This is a genomic window from Salmonella sp. NW722, from assembly GCF_051702785.1.
Lineage (GTDB): Bacteria > Pseudomonadota > Gammaproteobacteria > Enterobacterales > Enterobacteriaceae > Salmonella > Salmonella enterica.
The window spans coordinates 21,355-46,015 of the sequence record NZ_JAMMIN010000009.1; the positions used below are offsets into that span (position 1 = coordinate 21,355).

General features: G+C 53.8%; 23 protein-coding genes. 17 read left to right on the forward strand and 6 right to left on the reverse strand.

The features are described from left to right. Positions 1-2 precede the first annotated feature (2 nt). The 6 genes from lepB to acpS all read left to right on the forward strand — a co-directional run bounded on the left by lepB (position 3) and on the right by acpS (position 4,696). Positions 3-977 (forward strand): signal peptidase I, encoded by a 975-nt coding sequence (gene lepB / locus NA330_RS19585; protein WP_000002559.1) that lies wholly within the window; start codon positions 3-5, stop codon positions 975-977. A gap of 273 nt (positions 978-1,250) precedes the next feature. Beyond that, positions 1,251-1,931: a ribonuclease III gene (gene rnc / locus NA330_RS19590; RefSeq protein ID WP_001068341.1), complete on the forward strand. Its 681-nt coding sequence runs from the start codon at positions 1,251-1,253 to the stop codon at positions 1,929-1,931. After that, a complete protein-coding gene (gene era, locus NA330_RS19595; RefSeq protein ID WP_000102230.1) occupies positions 1,928-2,833 on the forward strand; it encodes a GTPase Era in 906 nt (301 codons plus the stop codon). Before rnc ends, era begins: the two co-directional genes overlap by 4 nt. An 11-nt stretch (positions 2,834-2,844) precedes the next feature. Next, complete coding sequence (recO, locus tag NA330_RS19600) at positions 2,845-3,573, forward strand: DNA repair protein RecO (RefSeq protein ID WP_000399380.1); 729 nt, start codon at positions 2,845-2,847, stop codon at positions 3,571-3,573. 11 nt (positions 3,574-3,584) lie between these two features. Beyond that, positions 3,585-4,316 (forward strand): pyridoxine 5'-phosphate synthase, encoded by a 732-nt coding sequence (gene pdxJ / locus NA330_RS19605; RefSeq protein WP_000818969.1) that lies wholly within the window; start codon positions 3,585-3,587, stop codon positions 4,314-4,316. Next, a complete protein-coding gene (gene acpS / locus NA330_RS19610) occupies positions 4,316-4,696 on the forward strand; it encodes a holo-ACP synthase (protein WP_000986043.1) in 381 nt (126 codons plus the stop codon). The genes pdxJ and acpS overlap by 1 nt, the downstream gene beginning before the upstream one ends. Before the next feature lie 111 nt (positions 4,697-4,807). Here the strand turns inward: acpS and NA330_RS19615 are convergent, their stop codons facing one another. Further along, complete coding sequence (locus tag NA330_RS19615; protein WP_001196291.1) at positions 4,808-5,068, reverse strand: YfhL family 4Fe-4S dicluster ferredoxin; 261 nt, start codon at positions 5,066-5,068, stop codon at positions 4,808-4,810. Between the two features lie 37 nt (positions 5,069-5,105). After that, complete coding sequence (locus tag NA330_RS19620) at positions 5,106-6,032, reverse strand: LysR family transcriptional regulator (RefSeq protein ID WP_001022463.1); 927 nt, start codon at positions 6,030-6,032, stop codon at positions 5,106-5,108. Positions 6,033-6,147: 115 nt separating this feature from the next. Here NA330_RS19620 and NA330_RS19625 point away from each other — a divergent pair, with 115 nt between their 5' ends. Both NA330_RS19625 and NA330_RS19630 read left to right on the forward strand, forming a co-directional pair. Next, positions 6,148-7,344 (forward strand): L-lactate MFS transporter, encoded by a 1,197-nt coding sequence (locus NA330_RS19625; RefSeq protein ID WP_001276364.1) that lies wholly within the window; start codon positions 6,148-6,150, stop codon positions 7,342-7,344. Positions 7,345-7,365: 21 nt separating this feature from the next. Further along, positions 7,366-8,283, forward strand: a complete 918-nt coding sequence (locus tag NA330_RS19630) for an oxidoreductase (protein ID WP_000684022.1) — start codon at positions 7,366-7,368, stop codon at positions 8,281-8,283. A gap of 38 nt (positions 8,284-8,321) precedes the next feature. On the opposite strand, the gene NA330_RS19635 is transcribed toward NA330_RS19630, so the two are convergent. Beyond that, positions 8,322-9,170 (reverse strand): MurR/RpiR family transcriptional regulator, encoded by an 849-nt coding sequence (locus NA330_RS19635; RefSeq protein ID WP_000995694.1) that lies wholly within the window; start codon positions 9,168-9,170, stop codon positions 8,322-8,324. A gap of 115 nt (positions 9,171-9,285) precedes the next feature. On the opposite strand from NA330_RS19635, the gene murQ reads away from it, so the two are divergent. The 4 genes from murQ to tadA are packed head-to-tail and all read left to right on the forward strand — an operon-like array spanning position 9,286 to position 12,766. Then, positions 9,286-10,179, forward strand: coding sequence for an N-acetylmuramic acid 6-phosphate etherase (gene murQ / locus NA330_RS19640; RefSeq protein ID WP_023241594.1), 894 nt, complete (start codon positions 9,286-9,288; stop codon positions 10,177-10,179). 10 nt (positions 10,180-10,189) lie between these two features. Further along, positions 10,190-11,551 carry a PTS transporter subunit EIIC gene (locus tag NA330_RS19645; RefSeq protein ID WP_000361660.1) on the forward strand — a complete coding sequence of 454 codons (1,362 nt, stop codon included), beginning with the start codon at positions 10,190-10,192 and terminating at the stop codon, positions 11,549-11,551. A gap of 3 nt (positions 11,552-11,554) precedes the next feature. Beyond that, positions 11,555-12,190, forward strand: a complete 636-nt coding sequence (gene yfhb / locus NA330_RS19650) for a phosphatidylglycerophosphatase C (protein ID WP_000253554.1) — start codon at positions 11,555-11,557, stop codon at positions 12,188-12,190. Positions 12,191-12,214: 24 nt separating this feature from the next. Then, on the forward strand, positions 12,215-12,766 hold the full coding sequence (tadA, locus tag NA330_RS19655) for a tRNA adenosine(34) deaminase TadA (protein WP_001134565.1): 552 nt from the start codon (positions 12,215-12,217) through the stop codon (positions 12,764-12,766). Between the two features lie 50 nt (positions 12,767-12,816). Here the strand turns inward: tadA and mltF are convergent, their stop codons facing one another. Then, positions 12,817-14,361: a membrane-bound lytic murein transglycosylase MltF gene (gene mltF, locus NA330_RS19660; protein ID WP_000734249.1), complete on the reverse strand. Its 1,545-nt coding sequence runs from the start codon at positions 14,359-14,361 to the stop codon at positions 12,817-12,819. After that, the gene (locus NA330_RS19665; protein ID WP_001747289.1) at positions 14,362-14,595 is read right to left on the reverse strand and encodes a hypothetical protein; all 234 of its coding nucleotides are present in this window, start codon (positions 14,593-14,595) and stop codon (positions 14,362-14,364) included. 21 nt (positions 14,596-14,616) lie between these two features. Between NA330_RS19665 and purL the strand changes: the two genes are divergently transcribed. The 5 genes from purL to glnB all read left to right on the forward strand — a co-directional run bounded on the left by purL (position 14,617) and on the right by glnB (position 23,099). After that, entirely contained in the window at positions 14,617-18,504 is a 3,888-nt protein-coding gene (purL, locus tag NA330_RS19670; protein ID WP_024149223.1) for a phosphoribosylformylglycinamidine synthase, read from the forward strand. Positions 18,505-19,153: 649 nt separating this feature from the next. After that, positions 19,154-20,584: a two component system sensor histidine kinase QseE/GlrK gene (gene qseE, locus NA330_RS19675; protein ID WP_001670672.1), complete on the forward strand. Its 1,431-nt coding sequence runs from the start codon at positions 19,154-19,156 to the stop codon at positions 20,582-20,584. 1 nt (position 20,585) lies between these two features. Beyond that, positions 20,586-21,350 (forward strand): two-component system QseEF-associated lipoprotein QseG, encoded by a 765-nt coding sequence (gene qseG / locus NA330_RS19680; RefSeq protein WP_001054234.1) that lies wholly within the window; start codon positions 20,586-20,588, stop codon positions 21,348-21,350. After that, entirely contained in the window at positions 21,350-22,684 is a 1,335-nt protein-coding gene (gene glrR, locus NA330_RS19685) for a two-component system response regulator GlrR (protein WP_024131115.1), read from the forward strand. Before qseG ends, glrR begins: the two co-directional genes overlap by 1 nt. 76 nt (positions 22,685-22,760) lie before the next feature. Further along, positions 22,761-23,099 (forward strand): nitrogen regulatory protein P-II, encoded by a 339-nt coding sequence (glnB, locus tag NA330_RS19690; RefSeq protein ID WP_000717694.1) that lies wholly within the window; start codon positions 22,761-22,763, stop codon positions 23,097-23,099. Between the two features lie 48 nt (positions 23,100-23,147). Here glnB and dtpD read toward each other — a convergent pair whose 3' ends face one another. Next, positions 23,148-24,608: a dipeptide permease DtpD gene (dtpD, locus tag NA330_RS19695; RefSeq protein ID WP_000856793.1), complete on the reverse strand. Its 1,461-nt coding sequence runs from the start codon at positions 24,606-24,608 to the stop codon at positions 23,148-23,150. Between the last annotated feature and the right edge of the window lie 53 nt (positions 24,609-24,661).

A 24,661-nucleotide genomic window follows, 5' to 3' on the forward strand; every position in this document is an offset into this window, starting at 1 on the left:
GCATGGCGAACATGTTTGCCCTGATTCTGGTGATAGCCACACTGGTGACGGGCATTTTATGGTGCGTTGATAAGTTTGTTTTCGCGCCAAAACGTCGGGCGCGCCAGGCTGCCGCGCAAACGGCGTCGGGAGATGCGCTGGATAACGCTACGCTCAATAAAGTGGCGCCTAAGCCGGGCTGGCTGGAGACCGGGGCGTCGGTTTTCCCGGTTCTGGCGATCGTTCTGATCGTTCGTTCATTTCTTTATGAACCCTTTCAGATCCCGTCAGGCTCAATGATGCCGACACTGCTTATCGGCGATTTTATTCTGGTGGAAAAATTTGCCTACGGCATTAAAGATCCGATCTACCAGAAAACCCTGATTGAAACCGGTCATCCAAAGCGCGGGGATATTGTGGTATTTAAATATCCGGAAGATCCTAAGTTAGATTACATCAAACGCGCAGTCGGTTTGCCGGGCGATAAAATCACTTATGATCCGGTTGCAAAAGAGGTGACGATTCAGCCTGGCTGTAGCTCCGGTCAGGCGTGCGAAAATGCGCTACCGGTTACCTACTCTAACGTTGAGCCGAGCGATTTTGTACAGACCTTTGCCCGCCGTAACGGCGGAGAAGCGACCAGCGGTTTCTTTGAGGTTCCGCTAAACGAGACGAAAGAAAACGGCATTCGCCTGACCGAACGTAAAGAGACGTTGGGCGATGTGACGCACCGCATCCTGATGGTGCCGATAGCCCAGGATCAGTTGGGCATGTATTACCAACAGCCAGGACAACCGCTGGCGACCTGGGTTGTACCGCCGGGGCAATATTTCATGATGGGCGACAACCGCGATAACAGTGCGGATAGCCGTTACTGGGGATTTGTTCCGGAAGCGAATCTGGTCGGTAAAGCGGTCGCTATCTGGATGAGCTTTGACAAGCAGGAAGGGGAGTGGCCGACAGGCGTACGCCTGAGTCGTATCGGCGGTATTCACTAACTGTGACGAAATGATCGTTCACGCTGCCGTCTTTTTAGCGGCAGCGTGAATTATTTCCTGGATAAATTCCCTCAGACTAACGACATCCCCTGTCGTTGTGTATAGAATATTCCCCCGAAGTTTTAGGTTGGCGCCGTTTGGTCGCCACGGCACACGAAACAGCGTTGGTTATAGACAACCTTCTTTCCGCTGCAGCGATGCGGCAGGACAGATGACGTGTATCAGGTCTGTTTCGTGTGCTGGATTGTTGACGCATTCATTTATTGGTATCGCATGAACCCCATCGTAATTAATCGGCTTCAACGGAAGCTGGGCTACACTTTTAATCATCAGGAGCTGTTGCAGCAGGCATTAACTCACCGCAGCGCCAGCAGTAAACATAACGAACGCCTGGAGTTTTTAGGCGATTCAATCCTGAGCTTCGTTATCGCTAACGCGCTTTATCACCGTTTCCCACGGGTGGATGAGGGAGATATGAGCCGTATGCGCGCCACGTTGGTACGTGGTAATACGCTGGCGGAATTAGCCCGTGAGTTTGATTTAGGCGAGTGCCTGCGTTTAGGGCCGGGCGAATTAAAAAGCGGCGGATTTCGTCGGGAGTCCATTTTGGCGGACACCGTTGAAGCGTTAATCGGCGGAGTATTTCTCGATAGCAATATCCAGACCGTCGAGCAGTTGATCCTTAACTGGTATAAAACCCGTCTGGATGAGATAAGTCCGGGCGATAAACAAAAAGATCCTAAAACGCGCTTGCAGGAGTATTTGCAGGGTCGCCATCTGCCGCTGCCATCTTACCTGGTTGTGCAGGTGCGCGGCGAGGCGCACGATCAGGAATTTACTATCCACTGCCAGGTCAGCGGCCTGAGCGAACCGGTGGTTGGCACGGGTTCCAGCCGTCGTAAGGCGGAGCAGGCTGCCGCCGAACAGGCGCTGAAAAAACTGGAGTTGGAATGAGCACCGACAAAACTTACTGCGGATTTATTGCCATCGTTGGACGTCCGAACGTTGGCAAATCCACCTTGCTGAACAAACTGCTTGGGCAGAAGATTTCGATCACTTCCCGTAAAGCGCAGACCACGCGCCACCGCATTGTCGGTATTCATACCGAAGGCCCGTATCAGGCAATTTATGTCGATACCCCGGGACTGCATATGGAAGAAAAGCGCGCCATTAACCGTTTGATGAATAAGGCGGCGAGCAGTTCGATTGGCGACGTTGAGCTGGTGATTTTCGTTGTGGAAGGCACCCGTTGGACGCCGGACGACGAAATGGTCCTGAACAAACTGCGCGATGGCAAAGCGCCGGTTATTCTCGCCGTTAACAAGGTGGATAACGTGCAAGAAAAAGCCGATTTGCTGCCGCACCTCCAGTTCCTGGCAAGCCAGATGAACTTTCTTGATATCGTACCGATCTCTGCTGAAACGGGTATGAACGTCGATACCATTGCCGGTATCGTGCGTAAACATTTACCGGAAGCTATTCACCACTTCCCGGAAGATTACATCACCGATCGCTCTCAGCGCTTTATGGCGTCTGAAATCATTCGTGAAAAGCTGATGCGCTTTCTCGGCGCCGAGCTGCCGTATTCCGTTACCGTTGAGATTGAACGTTTTGTTACCAACGAACGCGGCGGCTATGATATCAACGGGCTGATCCTCGTCGAGCGCGAAGGGCAGAAGAAGATGGTGATTGGCAACAAAGGCGCCAAAATCAAAACCATTGGTATTGAAGCGCGTAAAGACATGCAGGAGATGTTTGAAGCGCCGGTACACCTGGAACTGTGGGTGAAAGTGAAATCCGGCTGGGCCGATGACGAACGCGCTCTGCGCAGTCTCGGTTACGTAGACGATCTGTGAGTTAACACAGCGTGGAAGGGTGGCAGCGCGCATTTGTCCTGCACAGTCGCCCCTGGAGCGAAACCAGCCTGATGCTGGACGTCTTCACGGAAGAATCGGGGCGCGTGCGCCTTGTCGCCAAAGGCGCGCGATCTAAACGTTCCAATCTGAAAGGCGCGTTACAGCCTTTTACGCCGTTATTGCTACGCTACAGCGGACGCGGCGAGGTGAAAACCCTGCGCAGCGCCGAGGCAGTTTCTCTGGCGCTGCCGTTAAGCGGTATTACGCTCTATAGCGGCCTGTACATCAACGAACTCCTCTCTCGCGTACTGGAATATGAAACGCGCTTCTCCGAACTCTTTTTTGATTATCTGAACTGTATTCAGGCGCTGGCGGGAACCACCGGCTCGCCTGAACCGGCGTTGCGACGTTTCGAACTGGCGTTGCTGGGTCATCTGGGGTATGGCGTCAATTTCACCCACTGTGCAGGCAGCGGCGAACGGGTGGATGACACCATGACCTACCGTTACCGCGAAGAAAAAGGCTTTTTCGCCAGCGTCGTCATCGATAACAACACCTTTACCGGACGGCACCTGAAAGCGCTGGAGGCGCGGGAATTTCCGGATGTAGATACCCTGCGTGCCGCTAAACGCTTTACCCGTATGGCATTAAAGCCGTATCTTGGGGGAAAACCGTTAAAAAGCCGGGAGCTGTTCCGGCAATTTATGCCCAAACGCACAGTAAAAACGAAGAAAGATTAACGAGGATTGTCATGGCTGAATTACTGTTAGGCGTCAATATTGACCACATTGCCACGTTACGTAATGCGCGCGGCACCGACTATCCGGATCCGGTACAGGCGGCGTTTATTGCTGAACAGGCAGGCGCGGACGGCATTACCGTACACCTGCGCGAAGATCGTCGCCACATTACCGATCGCGATGTGCGCATTCTGCGTCAGACGCTGCATACGCGTATGAATCTGGAGATGGCGGTGACCGAAGAGATGCTGGCGATCGCCGTAGAAACCAGGCCGCATTTCTGTTGTCTGGTGCCGGAAAAACGCCAGGAAGTCACCACCGAAGGCGGCCTGGATGTGGCCGGACAGCGCGATAAAATGCGTGATGCCTGTGCGCGCCTGGCGGCGGCTGGCATCCAGGTTTCGCTCTTTATCGATGCCGATGAAAGGCAAATCAACGCGGCGGCGGAAGTCGGCGCGCCGTTTATCGAAATCCATACCGGCTGCTATGCCAACGCAGAAACCGATGCGGAACAGGCAAAAGAGCTGGCGCGTATTGCCAGCGCCGCGACCCTGGCGGCCCGTCTGGGGCTAAAAGTAAATGCGGGTCATGGCCTGACCTACCATAACGTCAAAGCTATTGCCGCACTTCCGGAAATGCACGAGCTCAATATCGGTCATGCCATTATTGGTCGGGCGGTGATGACGGGGCTGAAAGAGGCGGTGGCTGAAATGAAACGTTTGATGCTGGAAGCGCGCGGCTAATGGCGATTCTCGGCCTGGGAACGGATATTGTAGAGATTGCCCGCATTGAGGCAGTGATCTCCCGTTCCGGCGAACGTCTGGCAAGGCGTGTGCTCAGTGACAACGAGTGGGCTATCTGGGAGACGCATCAGCAGCCGGTGCGTTTTCTCGCCAAGCGTTTTGCGGTCAAAGAGGCGGCAGCGAAAGCTTTTGGCACCGGCATCCGCAACGGTCTGGCGTTTAATCAGTTCGAAGTGTTTAACGATGAGCTGGGAAAACCACGTTTGCGGCTGTGGGGCGAGGCGTTAACGCTGGCGGAAAAACTCGGTGTGGCGCACATGCATGTCACGTTGGCCGATGAACGCCATTACGCCTGCGCTACGGTCATTCTGGAAAGTTAGATTTGCCGGATGGCGGCGTAAACACGTTACCTGACCTACAGGCCGATATATTGTCGGCCTGATAAGCATAGCGCCATCAGGCATTGTTGCGTTGGAAGTGCGTTAACCCGCTTACAGTTTATCTGCGTGATGCATCAGAACAAACTTATCCCACAACTGTTCTTCGGTTTCGACATGGGCGGGATCCTGCAAAATCGTATTGGGGATCGGACAGACTTTCTGACAGGTCGGCGTTTCGTAATGGCCTACACACTCGGTGCATTTGTCGCTGTTAATCTCATAAATGCTGTCGCCCATTGAAATCGCCTCATTCGGGCACTCCGGCTCGCACATATCGCAATTGATACATTTTTTGGTGATTAACAGCGCCATCAGGAAATTCTCAGAAACAACACAAATCGGGCGGGCATTATACGCCTATTTTCTGCTCGGGCCAGCTCTTTTCTGGCGCTGATTTGTTATCTACAGTGTAAAAATTTTTGATCTGCTTGAGCAGGCAGATGGTTGCGTTATCCAGTGAAAGGTCATTACTGTGCACCAGCATGACAGGAATAAAGAATGCGGGGATGCCCAGTGAAACCAGGCGAACATTTTTGGGTGTCGATAAATGGGTTAGCGAGCGGGTAATAAATGCGATGCCAATCTGCGCTTCGGCATACTCAAGGCATGAGTAGTGGTTATCCAGTTCGCAGATGACGTTAGGAACGACTTTGCGGTTATTAAATTCTGTGGTGATGATCCCTCTTAATAGCAGAGAGTCATTAAGCACGATAATGGGCTGGTCGTTTAAATCTTTTAAATGCAGACGTTCGCGTGTCGCCAGAGGATGAGAAAGTGGGATTGCAGCGATAATTTCATCTTCAAACAGCATGGTCGAGCTTAGCTGGGCAGGGAGCGCTGTTCGATAAACAATGCCAATATCAACGGCGCTATCCGTCAGCTTTTTAATGGTTTGCTCAGTTGAGAACTCTTTAACATTTAAAGATATTTCCGGATGGTGCGCCATAAAGTTGCGAAAAGCGGGCAGGACCAGGTAGCTGCCTGACACCCCGATTGAAATAGTATCGCGCTGTTGATCCTGATAGGGAAGAAGTTCATTTTCGGCATTTTTTAAATCCAGCATTATTTTGTTAGCGTGTCGTTGCAAAATAATGCCTGCTTTTGTTAATTTAATTCCTCTACCTTTTCGCTTAAATAATATTGTTTTAAGTGATGACTCAAGTTGTTTGATTTGCTGACTTAATGATGGCTGAGTGATAAACAGGCGACTGGCTGCCCGACCATAATGTAATTCATCACACAATATCAGGAAGGAGTGTAGTTGTTTGATATTCATTAAAATTTAATGCCAATCGATTGGGTTTTGTTATAACGATTATAAAAAATACCAAATTGTTTGCCTATTTTGCTTTTTTTAAACTGTGATCAGTACATTTTAAAAAGGGAAAATTATGTCGGCATCAATCAACCGCTGGGGAATGCTTGCCGCTCACGTGTGCATCAATTTTGTGCTCGGGGGCGTCTACGCATTTAGCTATTTCAAAACACCACTCATGGCGCAATATCACTGGGATCCGGCTACGCTGGCGTTAGCATTCTCTATCAACATGGGGATCATTCCTTTACCGATGATTTGGGGCGGGAGAATGATCGACAATGGTAAAGGAAAGCAGGCGATAGTTATCGGTGGTATCCTGTTTTCTTTAGGTTTTATCTTGTCCGGGTTTGTGGATAATTTGCCCATGCTGTTTTTAACCTACGGCGTCATTGCCGGGTTGGGATCGGGCCTGGCTTTTACGGGTAATCTTAATAATATTCTGAAATTTTTCCCTGACCGTCGCGGTCTTGCCAGCGGTATCGTACTGGCGGGTGTTGGCGTCGGGACGCTACTTTGCACCCGCCTGGCCGAATATTTTATGGCGCAAACTCACGATGTTAGTCGGGCGTTGTTATATCTGGGTATTGTTTATCTGGTGGTTATTTTTATCGTCCAGTTCTTTATTCGTAGCGCGCCAGCAAAAGATAGTGGAGGAATTAAAGCGTCGCCTCTGGATAAAGACTATCGGCACATGCTGAAAGATCTGCGCTTCTGGCTGCTGTTTATGATTCTGGCGCTGGGCGTGTTCTCTGGGATGGTAATTAGCTCAAGTTCTGCGCAAATTGGTATGACGCAGTACGGTTTACTGTCCGGTGCATTAGTCGTTAGCCTGGTCTCGATATTTAACTCGATCGGTCGCCTGTTCTGGGGAGGGTTGACCGATAAATTAGGCGGCTATAATACGCTGGTTATTGTTTACCTCTTTACTTGCTTGTGTATGCTGCTGTTATTTTTCTTCAATGGCAATACTTCGGTATTTTATTTCAGCGCTCTGGGCGTGGGCTTTGCTTATGCCGGTATATTAGTTATCTTCCCTGGCTTGACCAGCCAGAATTTTGGTATGCGTAACCAGGGGCTAAACTACGGCTTTATGTATTTTGGTTTTGCCGTCGGTGCGGTTATTGCTCCTTATGTAACGTCCGCTATTGCAAAATATACCGGAAGCTACAATACAGTATTTATTTTGACAACGGTGCTATTGCTTATTGGAGTCGTGTTGACCCTGATAACGAAAAAATATGTCGCAACGGTTTTAGCCAAAATTCATTAATCAGATAATAAGGAAATAAAAATGAAAATTGCAATCGCAGGTGCAGGCGCTATGGGATGTCGTTTTGGCTATATGCTGCTGGAGGCCGGGCACGACGTGACGCTTATTGATGGCTGGCAGGAGCATGTCGACGCTATTCGTAGCAAGGGGTTGTTTGTCGAAACGGAAACGACTCAGAAGTATTACCCCATCCCTGCTATGTTGGCTGATGAATCCCAGGGGGAGTTTGAGCTGGTTATTCTGTTTACCAAAGCCATGCAGCTGGATAGCATGTTACAGCGTATCAAGCCATTATTGCCAGCCGCGAAAGTGGTGATGATTTTATCTAACGGTCTGGGAAATATCGAAACGCTGGAGAAATATGTCGATCGGCAGAAAATCTATGCGGGTGTGACGTTATGGTCCAGCGAACTGGAGGGGGCTGGGCATATTATGGCCACCGGTACCGGAACGATTGAACTGCAGCCGATTGCCAGCCAGGATTCGGCTCAAGAGGCTAAGGTCATTGCCACTCTTAATAGCGCGGGATTGAATGCTGAAATAAGCCCTGACGTATTATTATCGATCTGGAAGAAAGCAGCCTTTAATAGCGTAATGAACACCTATTGCGCGCTACTGGATTGTAATGTCGGCGGATTTGGTCAGCGGCCTGGTGCTTTAGATTTAGCGCAAGCGGTAGTTGATGAGTTTGTATTGGTTGCTGCCAGCCAGAATATTCCGTTGACTGAGCAAATGGTGATGAATACGGTGAAGAAAGTGTTCGATCCGCGTGAGAGCGGCCACCACTATCCTTCTATGCATCAGGATTTACATAAAGGCCGACTGACCGAAATCGACTATTTAAATGGTGCGATTGCGCGAATCGGCGCTCAGAACAATATTGCCGTACCGGTTAACAAACTCCTGACGCAATTGATTCACGCTAAAGAAGCGCAATAAACTTGATAGCTCTTCTGCATGAGGCGGAAGAGCCATTTTCAAACCAGTTTTTTTACCAGCGCCTCGCTATGGCGAATACGCTCCGGCGCCCGCTCTAAATCCTGTTGTACCAGCGCCATAAACAGTAAGTCGGTCAACATCATTTGCGCATGTGTCGAGGAGATAGCGGCGCTACGCGTCGCTTGCTCTTCAGCAATCGTATACAGACAGCGGGTGGCGCGCTGCTGCAAGGCGTTGGGAGAAAAACCGGTAATGGCCAGGATTTTCGCGCCTGCGCGTAATGTTTCGTCCGCCGCCAGGTTCAGCTCGCGCCGCTCCCCGGAATAAGAGATCGCCAGCAGCAGATCCTCCGGTGCCAGCGCCTGCACCGTCGCCAGCAGGGCGTGCATATCGCGCTCAACCACCGCGTTAATGCCAATCTTCAGTAGCTTCCAGGCAAAATTTTGCGCCACCAGCCCAGAGGCGCCAATCCCGGTGATCACAATACGGCGGGCGTGGCGCAGCATCGTGACGCTTTCTAACAGTTTTTCTTCACTGTTAACGTCCAGCGTGGCGTGCATCGCCGCCACATTCTCTTTAATTAATTTTTCCCCGACCAGGCGCATCGGATCGTCGCCGCGAATCTGGTTATGAACGGGAACGGAATGCGGATTAGGATTGCTGGCCAACGCTTCGCTGATAGCCAGTTTCAATGCAGGAAACCCTTTAAACCCCAGTTTTTGCGCGAACTTGACTACGCTGGATTGGCTGACGCCCGCTTCGGCCGCCAGTTGCTGCGAGCTCAGATGCCGCGCCGTATCCGGTTGCGCGAGCAGATAATCCGCCAGTTTCCTGTCGCTTTGCGCGAGATCCGGATAACGCTGGCGAATACGAATCAAACAGTTCATGAGCAGCTCCTGCGAAACGTGATGGCGACGACAAAACGAAATTTCACTCGCCTGGGGGAATATTCTATTCCATCATGGACGCTTATTATGAATTAAAAATTCCAGAGGGACAAAAATGAATCTTGGTACCTTAGTGTCTGAAACCCGTAACCCGCAAACGATGGATCTGGATGCGTTGCCTACTCCTGAATTAGTTAAGCGTTTTAATGAACAGGATACGCTGGTAGCGGAAGCAGTAAAAGCCACTCTGCCTGACGTTGCGCGTGCGGTGGATGCCGCTGCGGCGGCGCTGAAGTCTGGCGGACGTATCATCTATATGGGCGCAGGCACTAGTGGTCGGCTTGGCGTACTGGATGCCTCAGAATGCCCCCCGACGTTTGGCGTTCCGCACGGTCTGGTCGTCGGGCTGATTGCCGGCGGGCCGGGCGCGTTGCTGAAAGCGGTCGAAGGCGCGGAAGACAGCCAACAGGCAGGCGAAGACGATCTTGTCGCACTAAATCTGCAAGAACAGGATCTGGTTGTGGGGCTCGCGGCGTCGGGTCGTACACCCTATGTGATTGGCGGTCTGCGCTATGCGCGACAGTCCGGTTGTACCACTGTTGCCGTCTCCTGTAATCCAGATTCGCCTATTGCGCGGGAGGCTAATATCGCCATTTCGCCCGTTGTCGGGCCGGAAGCGCTTACCGGCTCTACGCGGCTGAAATCCGGCACCGCGCAGAAAATGGTGCTCAATATGATTTCTACCGGCGCGATGGTGAGGTTCGGTAAGGTCTATCAGAACCTGATGGTGGATATGAAAGCCACCAACGTCAAACTGGTCGATCGCGCGTGTCGGATGGTCGTTGAAGCGACCGGGATAGGTCGTGAAGAGGCGGAAACGTTGCTGAAACAGACCGATTTTGAGGTTAAGCCCGCCATTTTGATGGCGCTTACGGGGCTGGATGCTGCAGCCGCCAGGGAAAAACTCGCTGCTCATCAGGGCTTTTTAAGGGCGGCGTTAGAACACTAAAGAGGTGTGTATGGATAAGACGGCAGCGCTCGCCAGCGACATTTTACGTGGTATCGGCGGAGAGCAAAATATTCTGCGCCTGGAAAACTGTATGACGCGAGTCAGGGTGGAGGTACAGGACGACAGCCAACTGGATATTCCGCGCTTAAAAGCGTTGCCTGGCGTCAGTGGATACGTAAAGCAAGGGGAGCAACATCAGCTGATCGTTGGGCCGGGGAAGGCTGCGCAGGTGGTTGATGCGATGCGCGTGCAGATTGCCGCAGGTGGTGTAAAGCCGGACGATGCTATGGCGCGTACCAAATCCGAGGCGAAAGCGAAGTATAAAGCGCCGATGAGCGATGCGTTGCGTAAGCTGGCGAATGTTTTTATACCGCTTATCCCCGCCTTTATCGCATCCGGCTTGATTACCGGCATTATCAACATTCTTAAACGTCCGGATATCGTCGGCGATGTTGCCGTCCACTATCCTAACCTGCTGGGCCTGATGGGGATATTTGGTAGCGCGGTGTTCGCTATCATGAACATTCTGGTTGGCGTCAATACCGCGAAAGTCTTTGGCGGATCGCAGGCGTTAGGCGGCGTGATGGCGGGGATCCTTTCCAGCCCGCAACTGGCGCAGATTACGCTCTTTGGCGAGGCGCTTCAGCCGGGACGGGGCGGCGTGATCGCCGTCCTGCTGGTGGTAGCGTTAATGTGCTGGATTGAGCGCCAGTTCCGTAAGCTGCTGCCGGGGTCGCTGGAGTTAATTCTTAACCCTTTATTGACGACTGTTATCACCGGCGCGGTAGCGATTGTCGCTCTGCAACCGCTTGGCGGCTGGATTTCAGACGCTATCGCTCACGGCGCGTCCTGGGCTATCGATCGCGGCGGTTTTCTGGTGGGCGCGGTGTTAGCCGGAACTTTCCTGCCGTTGGTACTGACCGGGCTGCATCAGGGGCTGGTGCCTATTCATGTGGAGCTGGTGCAAGCGCACGGCTATAACGCGCTGTTTCCCATCCTGGCGATGGCGGGCGTTGGTCAGATAGGCGCGGCCATTGCCGTACTGATGAAAACCCGCAATGCGCGGCTCAAAAAGGTGATTAAAGGCGCGCTTCCGGTCGGACTGCTGGGGATTGGCGAGCCGCTGATTTTTGGCGTCACGCTGCCATTGGGTAAGCCATTTATTGGCGCTTGCCTCGGCGGCGCGGTAGGCGGGGCGTTGATCAGCTACTGGAAAGTGGCGACGGTAATTACCTTTGGTATTTCCGGTTTGCCGCTGGCATTAACAATTGTTGCCGGAAAAGTCCTGTTCTATCTGTTAGGCTATTTAATAGCGGTAATTGCCGGGTTTATTTTTACCTGGCTGCTGGGGTTCAATGATCCAGAGGAGTAAGGTTTGGTCAGCCACGAGCGTCGTGTCGTCTTTTTTGATTTGGATGGAACGTTACATCAACAGGATATGTTCGGCAGTTTTCTGCGTTATTTGCTGTGCCGTCAGCCGCTAAATGCGCTGCTCGTACTGCCGCTGTTGCCCATTATCGGTATCGGTTTACTGGTAAAAGGGCGTGCGGCCCGCTGGCCGATGAGTCTGTTATTGTGGGGCTGTACTTTTGGCCATAGCGAAACGCGTTTGCAGGCGCATCAGGCGGATTTTGTCCGTTGGTTTCGCGCTAACGTCACGGCGTTTCCGGTTGTACAGGAGCGTCTGACCACCTATCTATTGAGCTCTGACGCGGATATCTGGCTTATTACCGGTTCTCCGCAATCATTGGTAGAGCAAGTCTATTTTGATACGCCGTGGCTGCCGCGCGTTAACCTCATCGCCAGCCAGATGGCGCGACGGTATGGCGGCTGGGTATTAACCGTGCGCTGTCTGGGCCATGAAAAAGTCGCGCAACTGGAACGTAAAATCGGTACGCCGCTGCGTCTTTATAGCGGCTACAGCGACAGCAAACAGGATAACCCGCTGCTTTATTTTTGCCAGCATCGCTGGCGGGTGACGCCGCACGGCGAGTTGCAGCAGCTCGAATAGTGAAACGCATAGCGTCTGTGTATAATGCCGCCCGCTTTCATTACCGGAGTTACCTCTTTGTCTGATGTCGAATTAGATCACGAATACTGGATGCGCCACGCGCTGACGCTGGCGAAACGCGCCTGGGACGAACGCGAGGTTCCGGTTGGCGCGGTATTGGTGCATAACCATCGCGTCATTGGCGAAGGCTGGAACCGACCCATTGGCCGCCACGATCCTACTGCGCATGCTGAAATAATGGCGCTGCGTCAGGGCGGTCTGGTATTGCAGAATTATCGGTTACTGGATACCACGCTGTATGTCACGCTGGAACCCTGTGTGATGTGCGCAGGCGCTATGGTGCATAGCCGCATTGGACGCGTTGTCTTTGGCGCGCGCGATGCAAAAACCGGCGCGGCCGGATCGCTAATTGATGTGCTGCACCATCCGGGAATGAATCACCGGGTCGACATTATTGAAGGGGTGCTGCGCGATGAATGTGCGACGCTGCTCAGTGATTTTTTCCGTATGCGTCGTCAGGAAATTAAAGCCCTGAAGAAAGCCGACCGTGCGCAAGGCGCGGGGCCGACAGTATAGCGCAATGCCGGATAAGAGGTTACGCGTCGCCATCCGATAAGACCATCGCGCTATTTTTCTTCTTTCTTCTGCGGCGTAAACAGTAAAGACGGCGAATGCGTCAGGTAGCCTGATGACTGCGATAAAAACGACAGGAGGGGGAAGGGCGCTTTATTCAGCTCCTCCGGCGACACCGCCGGGTAATCCTGCGCCAGTTTCATGGCTTCCGCTTCCTGCTTTTCTTTTTCCTGCAAATACCCCACCAAACTTATCTGGTATTTACGGATATTTTCCACATAAGCATAAGCCTCATGTCCACGCGCGTAACCGTAGGTTAGCTTACTGTAATACGGTTTTTGGCTTAATAGCGGCAAACGCTGCTTCACATCGGTCCAGCTATCCGGATTGCCTTTGGTTTTTACCGTCAGCGATCTGGCATCGAGCATGTGCGCATACCCCATATTGTAGGCGGCTAAGGCAAACCAGATACGCTCGTCTTCCGGAACGGTTTCGGGAACTTTAGCCATCATATCTTCAAGATAGCGAGCGCCGCCGCTGATGCTTTGCTCCGCATCGGTACGGTCGGTCAGCCCCAGACTTTGGGCGGTATTTTTAGTCAGCATCATCAGGCCGCGCACGCCGGTTGGCGAGGTCGCCAGCGGATCCCAGTGTGATTCCTGATAAGAAATCGCCGCCAGCAGGCGCCAGTCTATCTCTTTGGCATATTTTTTAAATAACGGCTCCAGCTCCGGCAGGACGTTATCCACCGCTCGCAGGAAAGAGCGGGTATCAACGTAGTCGAAATCATCGCCATGCCCCAGATATTTCTCTTCGATCCGCGCCAACGACCCGTCTTCATTGATCGAATTGAAAAAATCGAGCAGCGCGGCGGAGAGCGTATTATCGTCGTCCAGTCGGCTAAACCAGGTCACGGGCTGTTCATCCGTGACGTCCAGCGCCACGGCCAGTTCGGGATGGACGCGCTGAAACAGACTGATCGCCACTGAATCGGCAATGGTGTAATCCAGTTTGCCGCTGATGACCTCTTCCAGCAGCGTCGTCGAGCCTTTTTTATCATCCACTTTCCAGCTCAGATCGGGAAACTTTGTCTCTTTTAAACGCTGTAAATCATTGACCACGACGTGCCCTGGCGCAATGGTAAGCTGATTCTCGTTAACGGTCGCCAGCGAACGTGGGCGATATTGTCCGACCCGGTAGACGAGCTGTTGCGAAACTGAATAATACATGGGGCCGGGCTGATAGTTTTTAACGCGTGCGCTGTCGTAGACCAGCCCAGCCGCGAGCAGGTCGGCATTGCCGTTATCCAGATCGTCAAACAACTGGCTGATATTCTGGCGCACCGTCACTTTCAGCTTCACGCCGAGATAGTTGGCGAACTGCTGCGCCAGTTCATAGTCCAGACCATATTTTTTACCGTTGATAACGGAATAGGTTAATGGCGAGTCGATCGTACTGACGCGCAGTACCCCCCGGGCTTGAATCGCGGCGATATGGTTTTCGGTTTTACCGAACCAGGGGATTGAGGGCCAAAGGGCTGCTGCCAGCAGCAGCGTCAATATGCCGATGAACAGATAATTAATCTTTAATTTTTTCAATTAGTTAATTCTCTGGATCGTGCGTTGCCTCGGGCTGAAAAAGATGTTTTGCTGCAATAGATAAGTCATTAATGAGCGGCATTTTGCGTAACAATGCGCCAGTTGGCAACTTATTCGCAACGATAGCCGCACCGTATGACAAGAAAAAGCGGTGATTTTATTTCTACGCAAACGGTTTCGTCGGCGCGTCAGATTCTTTATAATGACGGCCGTTTCCCCCCTTGCGCACACCAAAGCTTAGAAGACGAGAGACTTATGATGGAAATTCTGCGTGGTTCGCCTGCACTGTCTGCATTCCGTATCAATAAACTGCTGGCGCGCTTTCAGGCTGCCAACCTCCAGGTCCACAATATATACGCTGAGTATGTCCATTTTGCTGACCTGAACGCCCCGTTAAATGATAGCGAGCAGGCGCAGCTTACCCGTCTGTTGCAATACGGCCCGGCGCTTAACAGCCATACGCCAGCGGGTAAACTTCTGTTGGTCACACCGCGTCCTGGTACCATCTCCCCCTGGTCTTCAAAAGCAACGGATATCGCCCACAACTGCGGCCTGCAACAGGTTGATCGTCTGGAGCGCGGCGTAGCGTACTATATCGAGGCTTCGACGTTGACGGCGGAACAGTGGCGACAAGTGGCCGCAGAGCTGCACGACCGTATGATGGAGACGGTGTTCTCTTCTTTAACCGATGCGGAAAAACTGTTTATCCACCATCAGCCTGCGCCGGTTTCCAGTGTCGATCTGCTGGGAGAAGGCCGTCAGGCGTTAATTGACGCCAACCTGCGTCTTGGTCTGGCGCTGGCGGAAGATGAAATCGACTATTTGCAGGAGGCGTTTACCAAACTGGGGCGCAACCCGAACGATATCGAATTGTACATGTTCGCCCAGGCGAACTCCGAGCACTGCCGCCACAAGATTTTTAATGCCGACTGGATTATCGACGGTAAACCGCAGCCGAAGTCGCTGTTTAAAATGATTAAAAACACCTTCGAAACCACGCCGGACTATGTGCTCTCTGCCTATAAAGACAATGCCGCGGTGATGGAAGGATCTGCGGTGGGGCGCTACTTCGCCGACCACAATACCGGCCGTTACGATTTTCATCAGGAGCCCGCGCACATTCTGATGAAGGTCGAAACGCATAACCACCCAACCGCTATCTCTCCGTGGCCGGGGGCGGCGACCGGTTCCGGCGGCGAAATTCGTGATGAAGGCGCCACCGGGCGTGGCGCGAAACCAAAAGCCGGGCTGGTGGGCTTCTCCGTTTCCAACCTGCGTATTCCGGGCTTTGAACAGCCGTGGGAAGAGGATTTTGGCAAGCCGGAACGTATTGTCACCGCGCTGGATATCATGACCGAAGGTCCGCTGGGCGGCGCGGCGTTTAACAACGAATTTGGTCGCCCGGCGCTGACCGGTTACTTCCGTACCTACGAAGAGAAAGTGAACAGCCATAACGGCGAAGAGCTGCGCGGCTACCATAAGCCGATCATGCTGGCGGGCGGGATCGGTAATATTCGCGCCGATCACGTGCAGAAAGGCGAGATCGTCGTGGGCGCGAAGCTGATCGTCCTTGGCGGCCCGGCGATGAATATCGGCCTCGGCGGCGGCGCGGCATCGTCAATGGCTTCCGGCCAGTCTGATGCGGATCTCGATTTTGCCTCTGTTCAGCGCGATAACCCGGAAATGGAACGCCGCTGCCAGGAAGTGATCGACCGCTGCTGGCAGTTGGGCGACGCCAACCCAATCCTGTTTATCCATGATGTGGGCGCGGGCGGTCTCTCCAACGCCATGCCGGAGCTGGTGAGCGACGGCGGGCGCGGCGGGAAATTCGAACTGCGCGACATTCTTAGCGACGAGCCGGGCATGAGCCCGCTGGAAATCTGGTGTAACGAATCCCAGGAGCGCTACGTACTGGCGGTCGCGGCTGACCAGTTGTCGCTGTTCGACGAACTGTGTAAGCGCGAACGCGCGCCGTATGCGGTCATTGGCGACGCTACCGAAGAACAGCATCTCTCGTTGCATGATAACCATTTCGACAATCAGCCGATCGACCTGCCGCTGGATGTCCTGCTGGGCAAAACGCCGAAAATGACCCGCGATGTGCAAACATTGAAGGCGAAAGGCGATGCGCTGAACCGCGCGGATATCACGATTGCCGACGCGGTAAATCGTGTTCTGCATCTGCCGACCGTGGCGGAAAAAACCTTCCTTGTCACTATTGGCGACCGTACCGTCACCGGTATGGTGGCGCGTGACCAGATGGTTGGCCCGTGGCAGGTCCCGGTGGCTGACTGCGCGGTCACTACCGCCAGCCTCGACAGCTACTACGGCGAAGCGATGTCGATTGGCGAGCGCGCGCCGGTGGCGCTGCTGGACTTTGCCGCCTCCGCCCGTCTGGCCGTCGGTGAAGCGTTGACTAACATTGCCGCGACGCAGATTGGCGATATCAAGCGCATCAAGCTTTCCGCTAACTGGATGGCGGCAGCCGGTCATCCTGGCGAAGATGCCGGTTTGTATGACGCGGTTAAAGCGGTGGGAGAGGAACTCTGTCCGCAGCTTGGCCTGACGATTCCGGTGGGCAAAGATTCGATGTCGATGAAAACCCGCTGGCAGGAAGGTAACGAACAGCGCGAAATGACCTCGCCGCTGTCGCTGGTGATTTCCGCGTTTGCCCGCGTGGAAGACGTGCGTCACACCCTTACGCCGCAGCTGTCAACGGAAGATAACGCCTTGCTGCTGATCGATCTTGGCAAGGGCCACAACGCGCTGGGCGCAACGGCGCTGGCGCAGGTCTATCGTCAGCTTGGCGACAAACCCGCGGACGTGCGTGACGTCGCGCAACTGAAAGGCTTCTATGACGCCATGCAGGCGCTGGTCGCTGCGCGTAAATTACTGGCCTGGCACGACCGTTCCGACGGCGGTCTGCTGGTGACGCTGGCCGAGATGGCCTTTGCCGGCCACTGCGGCGTGCAGGTCGATATCGCCGCGCTGGGCGATGACCATCTGGCCGCACTGTTCAACGAGGAGCTGGGCGGCGTGATTCAGGTACGCGCTGAAGACAGAGACGCGGTCGAAACGCTGTTGGCGCAGTACGGCCTTGCTGACTGCGTCCACTACCTTGGTCAGGCTCTGGCTGGCGATCGCTTTGTGATTACCGCTAATGACCAGACGGTATTCAGCGAAAGCCGTACTACGCTGCGTGTCTGGTGGGCGGAAACCACCTGGCAGATGCAGCGTCTGCGCGACAATCCGCAATGTGCTGACCAGGAACACGAGGCGAAAGCGAATGATGCCGATCCGGGCCTCAACGTGAAGCTGTCGTTTGATATTAATGAAGATATCGCCGCGCCGTACATTGCGACAGGCGCACGACCGAAAGTCGCTGTACTGCGCGAGCAGGGGGTGAACTCTCACGTGGAGATGGCGGCGGCGTTCCATCGTGCGGGCTTTGACGCGATTGACGTCCATATGAGCGACCTGCTGGGCGGTCGTATCGGTCTGGGCAACTTCCATGCGCTGGTGGCTTGCGGCGGCTTTTCCTACGGCGACGTGCTGGGGGCGGGCGAAGGCTGGGCGAAATCCATTCTGTTTAACCATCGGGTGCGCGACGAATTCGAAACCTTCTTCCATCGTCCGCAGACGCTGGCGCTGGGCGTGTGCAACGGTTGCCAGATGATGTCGAATCTGCGCGAACTGATCCCGGGCAGCGAACTGTGGCCGCGTTTTGTACGTAACCATTCTGACCGCTTCGAAGCCCGCTTCAGCCTGGTGGAAGTGACGCAAAGCCCATCGCTGCTGCTGCAAGGAATGGTAGGCTCACAGATGCCGATTGCGGTTTCCCATGGGGAAGGGCGCGTTGAGGTGCGGGACGATGCGCATCTTGCCGCGCTTGAGAGCAAAGGCCTGGTCGCCCTGCGCTACGTTGATAACTTTGGTAAGGTGACCGAAACCTATCCGGCTAACCCGAACGGTTCGCCGAACGGCATCACGGCGGTGACGACCGAAAATGGTCGGGTGACGATTATGATGCCGCATCCGGAGCGCGTATTCCGCACCGTCGCCAACTCCTGGCACCCGGAAAACTGGGGCGAGGATAGCCCGTGGATGCGTATCTTCCGTAATGCGCGTAAGCAGCTTGGTTAATTAGCCCGATAGCCATTAAGCCCCTCTTCACGAGGGGCTTTTTTGTAGACGGCGCTTATCAGGCCCACGGGGAAGCGCGGTTGAAGCTACCGTCTTGAACGTCAAGCGGTAGGTCGGATAAGGCGTTTACGCCGCCATCCGGCAATAAACTAGTGCTTATGCCGCAAGATTAAAGTGTCGGGAAATCCCGACATGAGTGGGGGATAGGTTGTCGCCAAAAAGAGACATTTAACTATTTGATTTTAAATTTTTTTATTTTTAGGTGTTACAGGTGTTGCTGATTGGCGACAGAAAGGGCAAAAAACAGACAGAGCCATTTTTAGCATGAATAACGATATTTTTCATATCTATCATTGTGTTAACAAAGTCTTTTGAATGTTGGCACAATTACTGCATAATGATAACCAGTGGCTCATTCACCTTCTTATGTCAGCCCCTTAGGGACGCGCTACATAAACTTCGAATGACGCACAACAAGGTGCCTGCCGTCCAACTTCTGATAATAGCGTAGCTTTATCAACCTCCGGGCGAAACGTCGAGTTAGGCACCGCCTTATTCCATAACAAAGCCGGGTTTAGCCCGGCTTTGTTGTATCTGGCGCTTCCCTCGGTTAGCATCTTTTTTATTCTTCTTTTATGTGAGCGACACGTTGAAGCGCTGGTCTGTTTTCCCCCGTTCTTTACGACAATTGGTCATGCTGGCCTTTTTGCTGATCCTGCTGCCGTTGCTGGTTCTGGCCTGGCAGGCGTGGCAAAGCCTTAACGCGTTAAGCGATCAGGCTGCGGTGACTAACCGCAGCACGCTTATTGACGCCCGGCGCAGCGAGGCGATGACCAACGTCGCGCTGGAGATGGAGCGAAGCTACCGACAGTATTGCGTGCTTGACGATCCGACGCTGGCAAAAGTGTATCAAAGCCAGCGTAAGCGCTATAGCGATATGCTGGACGCCCATGCTGGCGTCTTGCCGGATGATAAGTTGTATCAGGCGTTACGCCAGGATTTAAACGCGCTGGCGCAATTGCAGTGTAAAGATAGCGGCCCGGAAGCGGCAGCGGCCGCGCGTCTGGAGGCCTTTGCCAACGCTAATACGGAAATGGTACAGGCGACGCGTACTGTGGTTTACTCGCGCGGGCAGCAGTTACAACAAGAAATCGCCGAACGCGGACAATTTTTCGGCTGGCAGGCGCTGGTGCTATTTCTGGTGAGCCTGGCGATGGTGCTACTTTTTACCCGCATGATTATCGGGCCGGTGAAAGGAATTGAACGGATGATTAATCGCCTGGGCGAAGGCCGTTCTTTAGGGAATACCGTCACCTTTACCGGTCCGCGTGAATTACGATCGGTGGGGCAGCGCATTATCTGGCTGAGTGAGCGTCTGGCGTGGCTGGAATCCCAGCGCCATCAGTTTCTACGTCACCTGTCCCATGAGCTGAAAACCCCGCTGGCCAGTATGCGCGAGGGGACAGAGCTGTTGGCCGATCAGGTGGTTGGGCCGCTGACGCCGGAGCAAAAAGAGGTGGTCGATATTCTGGATGACAGCAGTCGTAATTTACAAAAATTGATTGAGCAATTGCTTGATTACAACCGGAAACTGGTAGACAGTGCCACAGAGCTGGAAGCGGTCGATATCGCGCCGCTTGTGGATATGGTGGTTTCCGCCCACAGTTTGCCTGCCCGCGCTAAAATGATGCATACCGATGTCGACCTGGAGGCCGAACGCTGCATAGCAGAGCCCATGTTGCTGATGAGCGTGCTGGATAATCTCTATTCCAACGCGGTGCACTATGGCGCTGAATCCGGTAACATTTGTATCCGTAGTCGCTCTCAGGGCTCCACGGTTTATATCGATGTGGTTAATAGCGGCGAACCGATTCCGCAAACCGAAAGAGAAATGATTTTTGAGCCTTTTTTCCAGGGAAGCCACCAGCGAAAAGGGGCGGTAAAAGGCAGTGGGTTAGGGCTGAGTATCGCCAGAGATTGTATTCGTCGAATGCAGGGAGAGATCCAACTGGTGGATGACAACGCGCAGGAAGTTTGTTTTCGCATCTCGCTGCCATTGCCTGCATCTGACAAACACTAATATGAATTTAAGCCTGGTGCGTATGTCACACGTTTTCGTCCAAACTATTAAACGATGCCTTTTGCGGTGGGGAATACCGGTGGGCATATCGTGTCTGGCGCTGACCGCATGTGTTCCCCATGCTGCACAGCAACTGCCCGGTAGCGCAGCGCAGGACACGCTCCCCCATTATCAACTGGCGGATTATCTCCCGACGGCGTGCGCGGATATCTGGTCGCTACGCGGGCAGGCGGTGGAGACGAATCCGCTGTACTGGCTACGCACGATTGACTGCGCCGATCGTCTGATGCCGGTTCAGTCGCGCGCAGAGGCGCGCGCGTTGACGGATGATAACTGGCAGAATGCCTTCAGGCGCGGGATCTTACTGGCGGATGCAAAAATTACGCCGCCGGAGCGGCGCGCCATAGTGACCCGTCTGGAGGCGTTAAGCGCGCAAATACCGGCTCAGGTACGGCCCGTCTACCAAATCTGGCATGACGGTCAGGCGCTGCAATTAGCACTTTCTGCCGAACGTCAGCGTTATAGCAAACTCCAGCAAACGTCAGATAGTGAGCTGGATGCGCTGCGCCAGCAGCAACAGGCCTTGCAAACGCAGCTCGATCTTACCACCCGTAAGCTGGAGAGTTTAACCGATATTGAGCGCCAGCTTTCGACACGAAAACCGGCAGGGAATTACAACGCCGATACGCCGCATACGAATGACAAACCCGCGACGTCTGAAGATGGCGCGGCGCCGTCGCCGTCACAAGATGAGGTAACGCCATGATAAGCCGTAAACCGGCGCACCTGCTGCTGGTCGATGACGATCCCGGATTACTGAAATTGCTCGGTATGCGCCTGACCAGTGAAGGATACAGCGTCGTGACCGCAGAGAGCGGCCAGGAAGGACTGCGGGTACTGCATCGGGAAAAAGTGGATCTGGTAATAAGCGACCTGCGCATGGACGAAATGGATGGTATGCAACTGTTCACAGAAATTCAGAAAGTACAGCCGGGAATGCCGGTTATCATTCTGACGGCGCATGGTTCTATTCCGGATGCGGTGGCCGCTACCCAGAAAGGCGTATTCAGCTTTTTGACGAAGCCGATCGACAGAGACGCGTTATATAAAGCGATAGATGAAGCGCTGGAGCAGTCCGCTCCCGCAACGGACGATAGCTGGCGCAACGCTATCGTTACCCGTAGCCCGCTGATGCTGCGACTGCTTGAACAGGCGCGCATGGTCGCGCAGTCGGATGTCAGCGTATTGATTAACGGACAAAGCGGCACCGGGAAAGAGATTTTCGCACAGGCGATTCATAATGCCAGCCCGCGCAGTAACAAGCCGTTTGTCGCCATCAACTGCGGCGCGTTGCCGGAACAGTTGCTGGAGTCCGAATTATTCGGCCATGCGCGCGGCGCCTTTACCGGCGCAGTGAGCAATCGTGAAGGGTTGTTCCAGGCGGCGGAAGGCGGCACGCTGTTTCTGGATGAAATTGGCGATATGCCCGCGCCGTTACAGGTGAAGCTGCTGCGGGTGTTACAGGAGCGCAAGGTCAGGCCGCTGGGCAGCAATCGCGATATTGATATCGACGTACGAATTATTTCCGCGACGCACCGCGATCTGCCGAAGGCGATGGCGCGGGGCGAATTTCGTGAAGATTTGTACTACCGGCTGAATGTCGTGAGCCTGAAAATTCCGGCGCTGGCGGAGCGTACCGAGGATATTCCGCTGCTGGCTAATCATCTGCTCAGACAGTCGGCACAGCGGCATAAACCGTTTGTTCGCGCCTTTTCTACTGATGCAATGAAACGGCTGATGACGGCAAGCTGGCCGGGCAACGTGCGCCAACTGGTCAACGTCATTGAACAATGTGTGGCGTTAACCTCTTCGCCGGTGATCAGCGATGCGTTGGTCGAGCAGGCGCTGGAAGGCGAAAACACCGCGCTGCCAACTTTTGCCGAAGCGCGAAACCAATTTGAACTGAACTATCTGCGCAAGTTACTGCAAATTACCAAAGGTAACGTGACGCACGCGGCAAGGATGGCGGGGCGCAACCGCACGGAATTCTATAAGCTACTCTCCCGTCACGAACTGGATGCGAATGATTTCAAAGAGTAGTTTTCATGCCGTAAAGTAGCGCGAAATATGTTACGTTTAACCGATCAAAACACAGGCGACCTTTTCAAGGAATAGCATGAAAAAGATTGATGCGATTATTAAACCCTTCAAGCTGGACGATGTCCGTGAAGCGCTGGCCGAGGTAGGTATTACCGGCATGACGGTCACTGAAGTCAAAGGTTTTGGCCGTCAAAAAGGCCACACCGAGCTGTATCGCGGCGCGGAATATATGGTGGATTTTCTGCCGAAGGTAAAAATTGAAATCGTTGTGCCTGACGACATCGTGGATACCTGTGTTGATACCATCATTCGTACCGCGCAGACGGGGAAAATCGGCGACGGTAAGATCTTTGTCTTTGATGTCGCCCGCGTTATTCGTATCCGTACTGGCGAAGAAGACGACGCGGCTATCTGATGTGCCGATTCGCTGCCCGTCTCCTCCTTGTGGGCAGCGAACCACCGTTTAATCGCCCTGCGGTAGCGCCGATGTAGTCCGGGTGCAAACCCATCTCAGGCCGACAATGGCGACGATCAGCGCCACGCAACTTAGCGTCCACTCGCCCATTTGCGAGAAAAAGTGTCCGTAGGCGGCTACCGCCGTATCACTAATTTGCGATTCCGTGGTTTGTTGCGCGACGACGCCAGCCAGCCAGTTAGCGACCGCGCCGGTCGCCAGCATATAAATACCGGTCAGCACGCCCGTGACGCCAGGCAGGTTGAGGCGGGTAATTTGCGCCATCGCGACCGGATCAATAAACAGCTCTGCAAAGCCCATCAGCGCCAGCCCTGCGATCATCATTCCCATTGATGCCTGCCCGTCTAACCGGGCCTGATGCGCGTTTAGCGCCAGCAGCATAAAACCGCCGCCCATTAATACCAGTCCCACGGCAAATTTAAGCCAGACGCGCAGCACCGAGCGGGCGCTCTCTTTCGGGCTGCTCAGCCACGCCAGCACCACGCCCGCCGCCATCACCGCAATCGCATTGACCGACTGGAACAATGCGGTGGGGACGGTCATGTTCAGCCAGTGGCGGTTGACAAAACGGTCGATGAATAAACTGATCGAACTTCCGCCCTGCTGCGCCAGAACCCAGAAGAGAGTGCCGGTGATCATTAACAGAACGATTTGCCACAAGGCGCGACGGTGTTCGGGAAATTTAACCATAATACGGGCAATAAGTTGCGCCGCGAAGACGCAGACAATGGCCAGCACATAGCCAGACCAGTTATTTTCCAGCAGGAGGGTGAAGAATACCGGCGCGATACACAGCATTAATACCAGCCAACCCCAGGTTGGAAGGGCGAATTTAACCGCCCGCAGCGCGGGGCGATTAACACCGCGCGTCTGCTGAAAGTGGCGATGACCGCTTAAAAAGATGAGCAGGCCGATGAACATTCCGACGCCCGCCAGCGCAAAGCCGACATGCCAGCCATACCACTGCGCCGCCAGACCACAGGCGATCGGCGCGGCTATCGATCCAATATTCCCGGCGGCGTAGAGCAGCGAGAATCCCCCGTCGCGGCGGTTGTCATCAGGGGCGTAAAGTTCGCCCAGCAGACAGCTAATATTGGATTTAAACAAGCCGTAGCCGCAGATAATAATGGCCAGCGCCGCATATAAACTCAGCGTTGAATCAGATTCTAAGCCCAATACCACATGACCCAGCGTCATCAATAAGGCGCCGGTGATAACCGCCACGCGGTTGCCAAGCAGGCGGTCGGCAAGCCAGCCGCCAAGAATAGGGGTAACGTAAACTAAAGAGGCGTAGGCGCTGAAGAGGTTGATCGCGTGGCTGTCATTAAAACCAAGCTGGTGGGTAAGATAAAGGATGAGTAAGGCACGCATGCCGTAAAAGCTGAAGTATTCCCAAATTTGAATCGCCACGATGTAAAAAATCGCGCGCGGTTGTGAGGGTGTTTTCATAAAGTCTCCTTGCTGCGTGAAAAAAGGGAAGTGGCAAGCCACTTCCCTTTGGT

Coding starts and splice junctions, on each gene's coding strand:
- lepB (WP_000002559.1), top strand. CDS start 3: ATGGCGAACATGTTTGCCCTGATTCTGGTGATAGCCACACTGGTGACG.
- rnc (WP_001068341.1), top strand. CDS start 1,251: ATGAACCCCATCGTAATTAATCGGCTTCAACGGAAGCTGGGCTACACT.
- era (WP_000102230.1), top strand. CDS start 1,928: ATGAGCACCGACAAAACTTACTGCGGATTTATTGCCATCGTTGGACGT.
- pdxJ (WP_000818969.1), top strand. CDS start 3,585: ATGGCTGAATTACTGTTAGGCGTCAATATTGACCACATTGCCACGTTA.
- acpS (WP_000986043.1), top strand. CDS start 4,316: ATGGCGATTCTCGGCCTGGGAACGGATATTGTAGAGATTGCCCGCATT.
- NA330_RS19615 (WP_001196291.1), bottom strand. CDS start 5,068: ATGGCGCTGTTAATCACCAAAAAATGTATCAATTGCGATATGTGCGAG.
- NA330_RS19620 (WP_001022463.1), bottom strand. CDS start 6,032: ATGAATATCAAACAACTACACTCCTTCCTGATATTGTGTGATGAATTA.
- NA330_RS19625 (WP_001276364.1), top strand. CDS start 6,148: ATGTCGGCATCAATCAACCGCTGGGGAATGCTTGCCGCTCACGTGTGC.
- NA330_RS19630 (WP_000684022.1), top strand. CDS start 7,366: ATGAAAATTGCAATCGCAGGTGCAGGCGCTATGGGATGTCGTTTTGGC.
- NA330_RS19635 (WP_000995694.1), bottom strand. CDS start 9,170: ATGAACTGTTTGATTCGTATTCGCCAGCGTTATCCGGATCTCGCGCAA.
- murQ (WP_023241594.1), top strand. CDS start 9,286: ATGAATCTTGGTACCTTAGTGTCTGAAACCCGTAACCCGCAAACGATG.
- NA330_RS19645 (WP_000361660.1), top strand. CDS start 10,190: ATGGATAAGACGGCAGCGCTCGCCAGCGACATTTTACGTGGTATCGGC.
- tadA (WP_001134565.1), top strand. CDS start 12,215: ATGCCGCCCGCTTTCATTACCGGAGTTACCTCTTTGTCTGATGTCGAA.
- purL (WP_024149223.1), top strand. CDS start 14,617: ATGATGGAAATTCTGCGTGGTTCGCCTGCACTGTCTGCATTCCGTATC.
- qseG (WP_001054234.1), top strand. CDS start 20,586: ATGAATTTAAGCCTGGTGCGTATGTCACACGTTTTCGTCCAAACTATT.
- glnB (WP_000717694.1), top strand. CDS start 22,761: ATGAAAAAGATTGATGCGATTATTAAACCCTTCAAGCTGGACGATGTC.
- dtpD (WP_000856793.1), bottom strand. CDS start 24,608: ATGAAAACACCCTCACAACCGCGCGCGATTTTTTACATCGTGGCGATT.